The following is a 14228-nucleotide window of genomic DNA, read 5'->3' as shown; positions in this document are numbered from 1 at the left end:
CCGACGCTATTTATTGGCGTAGTTTATGCCCTCTGATACTATGTACCGTTGTTCTACACTTGATAGGTAAGCATAATGAGCCGTAAAGACAGAATGTTATCCCAACTAGGAATTCGTCAGTGGGTACTTCGTAAGCCCGCAGTGTTAAAAGGCGAGCATTCTGTTCAATTTCCGGATACAACACGTTTACTTATCATTACTGATGATACCGTTGATCTAAATAACGGGCTTTTCTCTGATATTTTTAGCGCCATGGGGATAGATAAAAACGAAATCTATTGTATTACAACAGACGATGTGAGCATGCTCACAGAATCATTTGATCTTCCCTGCTGGTTATTAGGCACTGATCTCATTCTTCCCTCTGAATATACTTCTTTGAGAAGCCCTTCATTGCATCAATTATATTTTGATGCCGATGCAAAACGCGATCTTTGGAAACAAATCTATCAATATGAAGACCATTTCACCCTTAAACCCTGCTGATTTACCTTTAGCATGGCAAATAGAAAAATTAAGTCATTCATTCCCTTGGAGTGAAGAAACATTTTATAGTAACCAAGGAAGTCATTATTTTAATCTGAAAATTTGCATTGATAATATTATTGTAGGTTTTGCAATTACGCAATTAATATTAGATGAGGCAACACTTTTTAATATTGCAATCCATCCTGATTATCAGGGGAAAGGTTACGGTAAGGCACTTTTATTGGAACTGATTGAAACACTTGAGAAAAAAAATATCACTACCTTGTGGTTAGAGGTACGAGAATCTAATGAAAAAGCGTTCAATCTCTATGAATCTATAGGATTTAATTTTGTTTCAAAACGCAAAAACTATTACCCAACAAAAACGGGAAATGAAGATGCGATTATCATGGCTTATCCTATTTCTTTCTAATTAAATCTTTATTTAAGTTAAATTTAAAGCGCCTTTTTTTTGGCGTTTTTTTATTTTATACGGAGTGATTGAATTTTATTTTTTATTGATTTCATTTAAAATTTATCTTTATTTTTACTTAATGGAAATTTATCAAGTTAATTTCACTTTTGTCATGCTTTCATTGTGAGGTTAATGTGATTATAACGGTGTTAAAATAGTGAACGATATATAAAATAAGTAAATCGAGTATTTGGTTTTGTTTTAAATAAAGTGATTAGTCTCTAAATATACAGAATTAAAATTAAAATAAATGTACATTTATTTTAAATATTATATTCAATCCCGCTTTTAACCTAAAATAAATAGGCTAATTCTTGGCTTTATTAGTAGCTCATAAAGCCAGTTTATAGAATTCTTAGTAAAATAGTTGTCTTGGGAGTATCAATGAAACAACGTTGCTCTATAAAGCAATAGATATGATTAATTTTTTCAAACACTAGGCATCACTCCCTCAAGCAGATAAAATAGTAACCATTGATTGTTTATACAGACAAGATAGGCGAAAATAAGCGCCAATTAAGATTAACTTGCGGGTTGAATGTCTTTATAGTCACTTTAATTATTAGTTATATAAATATATCAGTGCCTTACATTCACTCGCCTATCAACCAGAAGATCACCATTGATGTCTAATCCTATTTTTCAGCAAGAAGTTGCTCGTCGTAGAACTTTTGCCATTATTTCCCACCCCGATGCGGGTAAAACAACTATCACTGAAAAAGTGTTGTTATTCGGACAAGCGATTCAACGTGCAGGAACCGTAAAAGGACGTGGTTCAAATCAGCATGCAAAATCTGACTGGATGGAAATGGAAAAACAACGTGGTATTTCTATTACAACCTCAGTTATGCAATTCCCTTATGCTGATTGTCTAGTTAACTTACTCGATACCCCAGGGCATGAAGACTTCTCTGAAGATACCTATCGTACTTTAACGGCTGTTGACTGCTGTTTAATGGTGATTGACTCTTCTAAAGGGGTTGAAGATCGTACACGTAAGTTAATGGAAGTAACACGTTTACGTGACACTCCAATTCTGACTTTTATGAATAAACTCGACCGTGATATTCGTGACCCAATGGAAGTCATGGACGAAGTTGAAACTGAGCTAAAAATTGCTTGCAGTCCTGTTACTTGGCCTATCGGTTGTGGAAAACTTTTTAAAGGGGTTTATCACATTCTGAAAGATGAAACTTATCTTTATCAAACAGGCCAAGGCCACACTATCCAAGATTCTCGTGTCATCAAAGGATTAGATAACCCAGAGCTTGATGAAGCGATAGGTGATGATTTAGCAAGCCAATTACGTGACGAGTTAGAGTTAGTATTAGGCGCATCTCATGAATTTGATCATGAAGCCTTTTTAGCAGGTGAATTAACACCTGTGTTCTTTGGTACAGCATTAGGTAACTTTGGTGTTAACCACATGCTTGATGGCCTTGTAAAATGGGCGCCAGCACCAATGCCTCGCCAAACAGATATGCGCCAAGTTACAGCTAATGAAGAAACGTTCACTGGCTTTGTTTTTAAAATCCAAGCAAATATGGACCCTAAGCACCGCGACCGTGTCGCATTTTTACGTGTTGTATCCGGTATGTATGATAAAGGTATGAAATTACATCAAGTCCGAATCAAAAAAGATGTGGTGATTTCAGATGCATTAACCTTTATGGCAGGCGATCGTTCTCACGTTGAACATGCTTACCCTGGCGATATTATTGGTCTTCATAACCACGGTACCATTCAGATTGGTGATACTTTTACGCAAGGTGAAATTCTGAAATTCACGGGTATTCCTAACTTTGCGCCAGAGTTATTCCGCCGTATTCGTTTACGTGATCCGTTAAAACAGAAACAGTTACTTAAAGGATTGGTACAGTTATCAGAAGAAGGTGCGGTACAAGTCTTTAGACCATTGGCTAATAACGATTTAATCGTTGGTGCGGTCGGTGTACTTCAGTTTGATGTGGTTGTTGCAAGACTTAAGAGTGAATATAACGTTGAAGCGATTTATGAATCCGTTAACGTTTCAACGGCACGCTGGGTTGAGTGTGATAACGAGAAGAAACTCGAAGAATTTAAACGTAAAAATGAACAAAACTTGGCACTAGATGGTGGTGATAACTTAACGTATATCGCACCAACGATGGTGAACTTGAATTTAACGCGTGAACGTTATCCTGATGTTGAGTTTCATCAGACTCGTGAACACTAATACTCGTCTTACTCGTCATACTTCAAGGTGTAGCGTTGTTGACTACGTTCATTCGCATTAGTCACATACTTGTGTATGTTCCTAGCGACTCATTTACTCGTCATACTTCAAGCTGCAACGTTGTTGACTACGTTCATTCGCACTAGTCACATACTTGTGTATGTTCCTAGCGACTCATTTACTTGTCGCCTAGTTGCAACTTGAATTATTTAGAGTAATGGTATTGGCATACTTACAGTTGTAACTTGAATTATTTAGAGTAATGGTATTGGCATACTTACAGTTGTAACTTGAATTATTTAGATTATATACTCTAATGAAAAGGCTATATTTTTTAATATAGCCTTTTTTGTTTCTTCGTTTTTCTTTGTTAAATCTACTCTGCATATCCCTAATATCCTACCAAAAAGCCCTTCTATATTTGGAATTACTCTTTTTTATTTCTGTTAACATGATATCTGTTTTTACACTTATTTATAAATTTATGTAAAATTTTTTATAGTTTTATTGGTTATTATTAGAATAAAATTATTAGGATTAGTCTTTATTTGCTATTTTTTGCTTTATTTAATACTAATAGCTTATTAGTGTAATAACTTAATTTGTTAATTTTTTGTAGTACTTCATAAAAATAAAGATATTAAAACACACACATTTCCTAACTCAGTTATTGTGATTAAGGGGAGAGCAATGAAACAATATAAAATGTTTAAATTAGCATTATTTATGTCCATGGGGCTTGCTTTTGTCAGTATGGGAGCATCAGCTGAAACATCATGGTATAGCGAAATTAATAGTGGAACGAATAACACAGGTTACGCTATCAGCGATACCGCGATTTCTACAAAAATTAAAGACACATTATTGCCGATCGAAAGCATTGATAGTGAATCGCTTTCTATTCGTACAGAATTTGGTCATGTATTTGTGACAGGCTTTGTTAAGAATAAAGAGCAAGAAGCGCAAATTATGCAAATTATTGAAAAAGTAGAAGGTGTAAAAAGTGTTGATTCTTCAGTAAATATTCGATCTTAAATTAAGATACGTTGTTTTTTATTTGTATGAATACGTAAAAATAATGACGCCGAAAAAATGTGCGGGTATCCTTTGTTAAGTTGTATAAAGGAGACATTATGGGGAAGTATATACCTGTCACATTAAATAATATTACAGCACTCGAATTTCAATCATCTCTACCACAAGGTAAAGTCGCTTTAGTCTGTGAAGGTGGAGGTCAACGTGGGATCTTTACCGCAGGTGTTCTTGATGAATTTATGCGTTCACAATTTGATCCCTTCGATATTTTGCTTGGGGTGTCTGCGGGCGCACAAAATTTATCCGCTTTTGCCTGTGGTCAGCGTGGCTATGCGCGTAAAATTATTAATCGTTATACAACTAATAACCAATTTTTTAATCCTATCCGATTTGTCCGTGGCGGTAATTTATTAGATTTAGATTGGTATATAGAAACGACAGCAAAAGAAATGCCTCTTGATATGCCAACAGCATTACGGCGTTTTGATACTGGCCGTGAATTTTATATGGTAGCCAGTCGTTCTGATAATTTCCAAGCAAATTATTTTCAACCAGATGAGCCAACTTGGCTTGATATCATCAAAGCATCTAGTGCAATTCCTGCTTTTTATCGTAATGGTGTTTTATTCCATGATGTTGTCTATCATGATGGCGGAATAAGTGATGCTATTCCTGTCAGGGAAGCTTATCGGCGGGGTTGTCGTACTATTGTTGTTGTGCGTACGGTGCCTTCTGAATATCAATATACCACTGAGTGGGTCGATCGTATGGGTAAATGGTTCGAAAATAGCCGTTTACAACGTTTTATGGCGATGGCTCAAGTTCATATTGAAACCTATACCGAAACACTTAAATTTATTCAATCGCCTCCAGAAGATGTTGTGGTTATCGAAATCTATCCACCAACGACGTTACAATCAAGTGCATTAGGTAGTCGTTTAAATGCATTAAATCATGATTATCATGTAGGTAGGCGTTGTGGACGCTATTTTTTAGCGACAATAGGTCAGCATTTTTCTAAGAAAAAATTCAAACAGCATGATAAAAAAATCTTTAGCCTATTTGAGCAAGAAGCAAAGGCGGATAAAGCGGAGGATGCTTCTATTATTCAACAAGGAACAAGAAGCGTGCATCCTGATGTAAGGCAGGTTTAAGAATGAATAAATTTATTGATACTCACTGTCATTTTGATTTTCCTGTTTTTTATAATGATATTGAGAATAGCTTATCTTTAGCGCATCAAGCGCAAGTTAAAAAAATTATTATTCCTGCAGTTGCTCGTTGGAATTTTGATGTGGTGACTGAGTTATCAAATGAATATCCTCAATTATATAGCGCATTAGGATTACATCCTTTATATATTGAAGAGCATACAGAGCAGCATCTCATTGAATTAGAACAGAAACTAAAAATAGATCCTCGTTGTGTTGCTATCGGAGAAATAGGGCTTGATGACTATATGGATAACCCGCAACCAGAAAAGCAGGAACGCTTTTTAATTGCACAACTTAAATTAGCAGCTAAGTTTGATTTACCCGTGATTTTACACTCACGTAAAACTCACGATAAGTTAAGTGCGCTGTTACGTCGTTATGATGTTCCGCGTAAAGGGGTTGTACACGGTTTTGCAGGAAGCCAGCAACAAGCTGAAAAATTTATTCAGCAAGGTTATTTTATTGGTGTTGGTGGTACGATTACTTATGAACGAGCACAAAAGACACGTCGAGCAATTGCTTCATTGCCACTCGAATCGCTATTACTAGAAACAGATGCTCCTGATATGCCAGTGAGTGGTTTCCAAGGTGAGCCTAATCGGCCCGAGCGTATTCAATATGTTTTTTCTCAACTCTGTGAGCTACGTCAAGAACCCTCTGAGGTAATTGCACAGCAACTCTATCTTAATAGCCTACAATTATTTCGGTTAACAGATAATGCCTAGTTGTTGAATTGATTCATTCTACGATTAAAAATTCATTTTAATTTAATCTTATTTATATGAATAAGGTGTTTATTTAACTTTATTGTCTAAGATTGAATACAAGGATTGTTAATCATATGATGTTTTCCCTTTATTCAACCTATTCAATAAATGCGTTTTCCTCTCTTTTTATGTGATCTACTTCTCATTTGTGACCTTTTTGTTACTTTTTTCAGATCCTATTTGTGATGGATGTTGAGGGTTCTTTTCTTAGACTAGGTATAATTATCCGGCAAAAAGAGTCAATAAGCTCTGACTAGAGCGTTATTGATAATCCATTAAATTTTTATATGAACAGGGATCCTTCAATGCAACTCATTATGAGCTTGGTCGGAATGGCAACATTAATTTTGATAGCCATTCTGTTTTCCAGCAATCGACGTGCAATTAGACTACGTACAGTTGGTGGCGCATTCCTTATTCAGATTGGCTTAGGTGCATTTGTTCTTTATTCCGACGGTGGTCGCGAGGTACTTCTTGCGGTTTCTGATGGCGTCAAGAATGTAATTGATTACGGCAATAACGGGATGAGCTTCCTATTTGCAGGCCTAGTATCAGATAAAATGTTCGAGTTGTTTGGTGGTGGCGGTTTCGTATTCGCCCTACGCGTACTGCCTGTTATCGTGTTCTTCTCTTCACTCATTGCAGTGCTGTATTACCTTGGCATTATGCAAATTGTCATTAAAATTCTCGGTGGTGGCTTACAAAAAGTACTTGGCACATCACGAACAGAATCTATGTCTGCCACTGCAAATATTTTCGTTGGACAAACAGAAGCCCCACTTGTTGTTCGCCCTTATATTGCAAGAATGACAACCTCTGAACTCTTTGCTGTTATGTGTGGTGGTTTAGCTTCTGTTGCGGGTTCAGTGCTTGCTGGGTATGCCAGCATGGGTGTGCCATTAGAGTATTTGATCACCGCATCCTTTATGGCGGCGCCAGGTGGTTTACTCTTTGCTAAATTGTTGATCCCTGAAACAGAAACGCCAGACGATCAAAAAGACGCGCTTGATAAAATGGCAGATGACGAAAAACCAGCCAATATTATCGATGCCGCAGCTGCGGGCGCATCTTCTGGTCTACAGCTTGCCCTAAACGTAGGTGCCATGTTGCTTGCTTTCGTCGCCTTGATTGCATTAGTCAATGGTATTCTTGGTGGCATTGGTGGCTGGTTTGGCTATGAGAATTTCTCATTAGAACTGGTGCTAGGTTGGGTATTTGCACCAATTGCCTTCTTGATTGGTGTACCTTGGAGTGAGGCAACCATTGCCGGCTCATTTATTGGACAAAAAATTGTTATCAATGAGTTCTATGCTTACTCTGAATTTAGTAAATACCTAAAAGAGGATGCATTAGTTGCAGGTTCTGGATTAGTAGTATTATCTGCTCAAACGAAGGTTATTATCTCCTTTGCATTGTGTGGTTTTGCTAACCTATCTTCTGTTGCTGTACTGCTAGGTGGTTTAGGTGGAATGGCGCCAAACCGTCGTAAAGATGTGGCTCGTTTAGGAATGAAAGCTGTGCTAGCTGGTACACTCTCTAACTTAATGAGTGCAACAATTGCAGGATTCTTCTTTGCATTAACGGCAATGGCAGTTGTTGCCGCTTAATTGATTTAATTGTAAAGAGCAGATGGGTATTTTACCTATCTGCTCTTTTATGTTTGTTTTCTGTTGTAATGTTAACTACTTTTATTGTGTGAGATATTTCGCAGATTGTATTGAATATGGTCACAAAGGTTGTCATTTAATGTGTATTACACTTTTCTTGCGTTATAAAGACGACTTAAAAACGGTATTCAAGTAACATTAAACCAGAAAATGACCTGATTGTGATATCAATCACATTTTTATGTCATTGCTTGCAAGTTACATTTGATTAGTGTGACGTAAAGCACATCTAATTGTTCCTTAGCGTGTTCAAATAAGATGTGCTGAAACTTCATGGAATGGCGAAGGCTCAATGACGGGTCGCCGAAGTGAGCATAGCGCGGTGAGAGGGAGCTCAGCTGTCGTTGTAGCACTAGTTACAACAACATCTTCAAGGAACCAAGTCCGCTCGCCAACAAATTTAATCGCTAACCTTAAGCGTATGCCCAAAAGGGCTTAAGAAACATCGTTGGAGAGTTTTATGACAGATTTAACCGCTGCAGCGCGCCTTGCGCTGTCTTTGATGGATTTAACTACATTAAATGATGATGACACTGATGCAAAAGTGACTGCGTTATGTCATCAGGCTAAAAGCCCAGAAGGCAATACAGCCGCTATTTGTATCTACCCACGCTTTATTCCGTTAGCACGTAAAGTGTTACGCGAACAGGGTACACCAGAAGTCCGTATCGCAACCGTAACTAACTTCCCTCATGGTAATGATGATTTAGATATCGCATTAGCTGAAACCAATGCGGCATTAGCTTATGGCGCAGATGAGGTTGACGTAGTTTTCCCTTACCGTGCATTAATGGCAGGTAACGAGCAAATCGGTTTTGATATCGTTAAAGCATGTAAAGAAGCTTGCGCAGAAGCAGGTTCTTTATTGAAAGTCATCATTGAAACGGGTGAGCTGAAAGATCCTGCTCTTATCCGTAAAGCCTCTGAAATTTCAATCAAAGCGGGTGCTGACTTTATTAAAACTTCCACAGGTAAAGTACCTGTAAATGCAACACTGGAAAGCGCTGAGTTAATGATCCAAGTGATCCACGATATGGGTGTTGGCAAAGAAGTTGGTTTTAAACCTGCAGGTGGTGTTCGTACCGCTGAAGAAGCTGCTCAATATCTAGCATTAGCTAACCGCATTATGGGTGACAACTGGGTTGATGCCCGTCACTTCCGTTTTGGCGCATCAAGCTTGTTAGGTAATTTACTAGCCACTTTAGGTCATGGCGAGCAAAAATCGTCTAGTGGTTACTAATCCATTCGTGTAATACGCCCACGTTTTATTGTGGGCGTTATCAATGCTATAAAGCCAGGAGGTTGCAGTGTTTCTTGCCCAAGAGATTATTCGTAAAAAACGTGATGGTCATCCTTTAACAGAGGAAGAAATTCGTTTTTTCATTAACGGTGTCAGAGATAATACTGTTTCTGAAGGTCAAATTGCTGCATTAGCAATGACTATTTATTTCCACGATATGACGATGCCTGAGCGTGTTGCTCTGACATTAGCTATGCGTGATTCCGGTACAGTACTGAACTGGAAAAGCCTAAATTTAAACGGTCCAATTGTTGATAAACACTCAACAGGTGGTGTGGGTGATGTCACTTCACTGATGTTAGGGCCAATGGTTGCCGCGTGTGGCGGTTATGTTCCTATGATTTCAGGTCGTGGATTAGGTCATACAGGTGGAACATTAGATAAACTCGAAGCTATTCCAGGTTTCGATATCTTCCCTGATGATGAGAAATTCCGCGATATTATTCGTAACGTGGGTGTTGCTATTATCGGACAGACTAATTCATTAGCACCTGCTGATAAACGCTTTTATGCTACCCGTGATATTACTGCTACAGTTGATTCAATCCCTCTTATCACAGCCTCTATTCTAGGTAAAAAATTAGCCGAAGGCTTAGATGCATTAGTGATGGACGTTAAAGTGGGATCGGGTGCCTTTATGCCGACTTATCAGAAATCTGAAGAGCTGGCTGAGTCTATTGTTCAAGTAGCAAATGGCGCAGGCTGTCAAACTACAGCACTGTTAACGGATATGAATGAAGTTCTAGCTTCTAGCGCAGGTAATGCTGTCGAAGTTCGTGAAGCCGTTCAATTCTTAACTGGTGAATACCGTAATCCACGTCTATTTGAAGTTACTATGGCGCTGTGTGTTGAAATGTTAGTATCAGGCCGTTTAGCGGATGATCGTCAACAGGCTCGTCAAAAACTGCAAGATGTGTTGGATAACGGTAAAGCGGCAGAAGTCTTTGGTCGTATGGTTGCAGCACAGAAAGGCCCATCTGATTTTGTTGAAAACTACAATAAATACCTGCCAACTGCGGTATTAAGTAAACCTGTATTTGCTGAGAAAGCTGGGTTTATCACAGAAATGGATACGCGTGCATTAGGTATGTCTGTTGTGACATTAGGTGGTGGTCGTCGTAAAGCCACTGATGCAATTGATTATAGTGTGGGATTAAGCGACATCGTAGCGCTTGGTGCTGAAATCAATACAGACACTCCGTTAGCGATGATCCATGCTAACAGTGAAAAATCATGGCAAGAAGCTGCGGCTGAAGTCCGTAAAGCGATGGTAATTGGTGATAGCAAACGTGAAGCCTCACCAATGGTGTACCGTCAAATCAGCGAATAAGAACTCAATTACGATTTATAAGTGACATATCCGTGGTCTACGGAGAATGACACAGGAGAGAGAATTATGAAACGTGTACATATCATGGTATTAGATTCCTTCGGTATCGGTGCTGCTGGTGATGCAGAGAAATTCGGTGACCAAGGTTCAGATACTTTAGGGCATATCGCACAAGCGTTTGCTGACGGTAAAGCAGATAAAGAAGGTCGTAAAGGCCCACTTCATTTGCCAAATCTTTGCCGTTTAGGTTTAGGTAAAGCCGCTGAAGAATCAACAGGTAAATTCCCTATTGGTTTAGATAAAAACGCAGATATCATCGGTGCTTATGGCTACGCGAGTGAAATCTCTTCTGGCAAAGATACTCCGTCAGGCCACTGGGAAATTGCAGGTGTTCCTGTTCTGTTTGATTGGGGATACTTTAAAGAGTTGAAAAACTCATTCCCACAAGAACTGCTAGAAAATATCGTTAAACGTGCAAAATTACCTGGGTACTTAGGCAACTGTCACGCATCTGGTACAGTTATTTTGGATGAGCTTGGCGAAGAACACATGAAAACCGGCAAACCGATTTTCTATACTTCTGCTGACTCTGTATTCCAAATTGCATGTCATGAAGAAACTTACGGTTTAGACGAATTATATGAGCTGTGTGAAATTGCTCGTGATGAACTAAACAAAGGTGATTACAACATTGGTCGTGTTATTGCGCGTCCATTTATTGGTGATAAACCAGGTAACTTCGCCCGTACAGGTAATCGTCATGATTTAGCCGTAGAGCCACCAGCACCAACTATGTTGAAAAAACTGGTTGATGAAAAACAAGGTCATGTTGTTTCTATCGGTAAAATTGCTGATATCTACGCAAACGTAGGTATCACTAAAAAAGTGAAAGCAACAGGTATTGATGCACTGTTTGATGCAACACTTGAAGAAATGAAACTCGCGGGCGATAACACAATCGTTTTCACCAACTTTGTTGACTTCGACTCCTCTTACGGCCACCGTCGTGATGTTGTCGGTTATGGTGAAGCACTGGAATTATTCGACCGTCGCTTACCAGAACTAATGGAACTGGTAAAAGAAGATGACATTCTTATCTTAACAGCAGACCACGGTTGTGACCCAACTTGGCCAGGTTCTGATCATACTCGTGAGCACATTCCTGTTCTTGTTTATGGTCCAAAAGTTAAACCAGGTTCATTAGGTCATCGTGAAACCTTCGCTGATATCGGCCAAACTGTTGTTAAATACTTCGGTGTGTCTCCAGTCGATTACGGTAAAGCAATGTTTTAATTTAACTTCAGTAGGTATAGCAATATGCCTACTGAATGATATTTGAATAGTAAAAAGATCAATTAAAAGGAAGAATTATGGCTACCCCTCATATTAACGCAGAAATGGGCGATTTTGCTGATGTCGTTTTAATGCCGGGCGACCCGCTTCGCGCTAAATACATCGCTGAAACTTTTTTACAAGATGTCCGTCAAGTAAACAATGTTCGTGGTATGTTAGGTTTTACAGGTACGTATAAAGGCCGTAAAGTTTCTGTAATGGGCCACGGTATGGGTATTCCTTCCTGCTCAATTTACGCAAAAGAATTAATTACTGATTTTGGCGTAAAAGTGATTATCCGTGTGGGTTCATGTGGTGCAGTATTACCAGATGTTGAATTACGTGATGTTGTTATCGGTATGGGTGCATGTACAGACTCTAAAGTTAACCGTCTGCGTTTCAAAGACCAAGATTTTGCAGCTATTGCAGATTACCAATTAGTTCAAAATGCTGTTGATGCAGCAAAAGCGAAAGACATTAAAGTTCGCGTAGGTAATATCTTCTCTGCTGATCTGTTCTATTCTCCAGATCCAGAAATGTTTGATGTGATGGAAAAATACGGCATCCTAGGTGTTGAAATGGAAGCTGCAGGTATCTACGGTGTTGCAGCGGAATACGGCGCAAAAGCACTGACTATCTGTACTGTATCTGACCACATCAAAAAAGGTACACAGACTACAGCAGAAGAGCGTCAAACTACCTTTAATGAAATGATTGAAATTGCATTAGAATCTGTTCTGTTACTAGAAGACTAATCAATACATTTCGTTGCTTAAAAATAATAAAAACCCAATTTTCGAATTGGGTTTTTTTATGTCTATTTACTCAAAAATATAAATAGAAGTTTTAAATAAAATACTTAATATCAATAGGTTAGTTGTTATTTTTTGGGCTTGCCACTATCTATTTTCTTGACTATCAATAGTGTATTTTGTAGCCTATATAACATAGGTAATGAGATTGAAGATCTCTATTCCTACATTTTTATAGCAAAGTAGGAGGGTAATATGAACTTTGATATGTGCATAGCCCAAAATTGTGCATCTTTTTTTAACCCGATAACAAAAGTATTTGTTGTGGTTGATTCATTTAATAATTATGAGTTTGATGTACGTACAGGAACTTTATCTCATACGGAATTTGTAGGTACGATTACCGCAACAAGTGATGAAGAATTGAATAAGAAACTCGCTGAGATCACGGCTGCCTATATATGATAACAGAGCAAGAAATAAATCAGTTAGTTGCAAATATTAATGAAATTCTTCAAGAAGATAGGGCTAAATTAAAAATATCATTCCATTTTGCAGTCGAACGACTTAATGATAATCGTAATAACCCACCAATTACTTTAAATGAACTTAGAACTATATTTATAAAATTTATTAAGCATCATTTACAGAAAATATTAGAAAAAGAAGAAGGTTTTTCTTTTACGATAAAATGTAAAAAATCAGGTATTGCAATACCTTGCGCTATTGAACATGAGTTTGATATTGGTTCAAAATGGGTAATACAGCAAGTCATTACTATTATGCGAAAATGGGATTTTAACGCTTATCACGGCGATGCCCTTTTTGAAATTTAGATAACTCAACGCCTTAAAATCATTATTTAATTTATTCTCTTTAATATAGCTATTAGTTATAGGGGAGCGCTTAATATATTAATTATTAGAGCGTCAATTTAAATAATAAAAACCCAATTTAAAAATTGGGTTTTTTTATGTCTAATTAATAAAGTTAAAAACTATGGAGCATAAATATACGTTTCTAAATAAGGATCCATTTTAATAGCGTAGTTTTTTAGATTATTCAGGCTAGGGGTTAACGGATCTTTGCACTCTTTTTTACTAATAATATTATTGTCTTTATAAACAATCACGCCGTTAAAGTTCCATCCTCTACCTTCACCGTCATAAACAACGTAGCTGTAATTTCCATTCTTAAATCGAATATAAGTCGATGCACCAGCAACAAACATCTGATGCCCATAAAAGACATTATTATTAGGTTGCTGAGGAACTGGTAGTGTGATCTCTGTTTTAGCAAGTGTGCCATAGCGATACACAGGGGGATTCCCATGTTCGGCAAATACACTGACATACTTACCATTTTCAAGTTGGCAGGTAAATTCTTCAGCATAGACACTTGCGGATAATAATACGAATACAGCAGCAACAGTGATATGTGCTTTCATATTGTCTTCTCCGTTAATTACCTACTTTATTACTTTAAGTATCGGCAAAAAAAGCAAAAGATGTAGAGTAAATATTCTGATTATTTAGCAGGGTGACTATCTTTTATTTTTAACCAATATTTTTGTTATTTACAGGGTTATTATCTGTGATTATTTTCTTTTTTATATTTTCATTAGTGACTACCCTCTATTTTAACCTTAACCCATATTTTGTACCTAATAATAG

14 protein-coding genes are annotated in these 14228 nt (G+C 37.6%); 13 read left to right on the top strand and 1 reads right to left on the bottom strand.

What is annotated here, in order from left to right:
- The first annotated feature begins 75 nt into the window (after nucleotides 1–75).
- The 13 genes from GWI68_RS09255 to GWI68_RS09195 all read left to right on the top strand — a co-directional run bounded on the left by GWI68_RS09255 (nucleotide 76) and on the right by GWI68_RS09195 (nucleotide 13391).
- Entirely contained in the window at nucleotides 76–486 is a 411-nt protein-coding gene (locus GWI68_RS09255) for a DNA polymerase III subunit psi (RefSeq protein WP_072069009.1), read from the top strand.
- The gene (rimI, locus tag GWI68_RS09250) at nucleotides 455–901 is read left to right on the top strand and encodes a ribosomal protein S18-alanine N-acetyltransferase (RefSeq protein ID WP_151436106.1); all 447 of its coding nucleotides are present in this window, start codon (nucleotides 455–457) and stop codon (nucleotides 899–901) included. Before GWI68_RS09255 ends, rimI begins: the two co-directional genes overlap by 32 nt.
- Before the next feature lie 667 nt (nucleotides 902–1568).
- Entirely contained in the window at nucleotides 1569–3158 is a 1590-nt protein-coding gene (gene prfC / locus GWI68_RS09245) for a peptide chain release factor 3 (RefSeq protein WP_072069007.1), read from the top strand.
- A gap of 690 nt (nucleotides 3159–3848) precedes the next feature.
- Nucleotides 3849–4193, top strand: a complete 345-nt coding sequence (locus GWI68_RS09240; protein ID WP_166540080.1) for a BON domain-containing protein — start codon at nucleotides 3849–3851, stop codon at nucleotides 4191–4193.
- Between the two features lie 98 nt (nucleotides 4194–4291).
- Nucleotides 4292–5347: a DUF6363 domain-containing protein gene (locus GWI68_RS09235; protein WP_109410048.1), complete on the top strand. Its 1056-nt coding sequence runs from the start codon at nucleotides 4292–4294 to the stop codon at nucleotides 5345–5347.
- Nucleotides 5348–5349: 2 nt separating this feature from the next.
- Nucleotides 5350–6132, top strand: a complete 783-nt coding sequence (locus tag GWI68_RS09230) for a TatD family hydrolase (protein WP_166540079.1) — start codon at nucleotides 5350–5352, stop codon at nucleotides 6130–6132.
- A 347-nt stretch (nucleotides 6133–6479) separates the two neighbouring features.
- Entirely contained in the window at nucleotides 6480–7781 is a 1302-nt protein-coding gene (locus GWI68_RS09225) for a NupC/NupG family nucleoside CNT transporter (RefSeq protein WP_109410046.1), read from the top strand.
- Nucleotides 7782–8301: 520 nt separating this feature from the next.
- Nucleotides 8302–9081, top strand: coding sequence for a deoxyribose-phosphate aldolase (gene deoC, locus GWI68_RS09220; protein ID WP_072069002.1), 780 nt, complete (start codon nucleotides 8302–8304; stop codon nucleotides 9079–9081).
- A 67-nt stretch (nucleotides 9082–9148) separates the two neighbouring features.
- Nucleotides 9149–10471, top strand: coding sequence for a thymidine phosphorylase (gene deoA / locus GWI68_RS09215; RefSeq protein WP_006536108.1), 1323 nt, complete (start codon nucleotides 9149–9151; stop codon nucleotides 10469–10471).
- A gap of 66 nt (nucleotides 10472–10537) precedes the next feature.
- Nucleotides 10538–11764, top strand: a complete 1227-nt coding sequence (gene deoB / locus GWI68_RS09210; RefSeq protein ID WP_166540078.1) for a phosphopentomutase — start codon at nucleotides 10538–10540, stop codon at nucleotides 11762–11764.
- 77 nt (nucleotides 11765–11841) lie between these two features.
- Nucleotides 11842–12558, top strand: a complete 717-nt coding sequence (deoD, locus tag GWI68_RS09205) for a purine-nucleoside phosphorylase (RefSeq protein WP_036934279.1) — start codon at nucleotides 11842–11844, stop codon at nucleotides 12556–12558.
- Nucleotides 12559–12810: 252 nt separating this feature from the next.
- Nucleotides 12811–13020, top strand: a complete 210-nt coding sequence (locus GWI68_RS09200; protein WP_109410045.1) for a hypothetical protein — start codon at nucleotides 12811–12813, stop codon at nucleotides 13018–13020.
- Nucleotides 13017–13391 carry a hypothetical protein gene (locus tag GWI68_RS09195; protein WP_166540077.1) on the top strand — a complete coding sequence of 125 codons (375 nt, stop codon included), beginning with the start codon at nucleotides 13017–13019 and terminating at the stop codon, nucleotides 13389–13391. The genes GWI68_RS09200 and GWI68_RS09195 overlap by 4 nt, the downstream gene beginning before the upstream one ends.
- A 161-nt stretch (nucleotides 13392–13552) precedes the next feature.
- On the opposite strand, the gene GWI68_RS09190 is transcribed toward GWI68_RS09195, so the two are convergent.
- Nucleotides 13553–14002, bottom strand: a complete 450-nt coding sequence (locus tag GWI68_RS09190; RefSeq protein WP_109410044.1) for a hypothetical protein — start codon at nucleotides 14000–14002, stop codon at nucleotides 13553–13555.
- Between the last annotated feature and the right edge of the window lie 226 nt (nucleotides 14003–14228).

Source organism: Proteus sp. G2669, assembly GCF_009915245.1.
Classification (GTDB): domain Bacteria; phylum Pseudomonadota; class Gammaproteobacteria; order Enterobacterales; family Enterobacteriaceae; genus Proteus.
The sequence above is the reverse complement of the archived record's forward strand: the minus strand, read 5'-3'. Positions and strand labels throughout refer to the sequence as shown.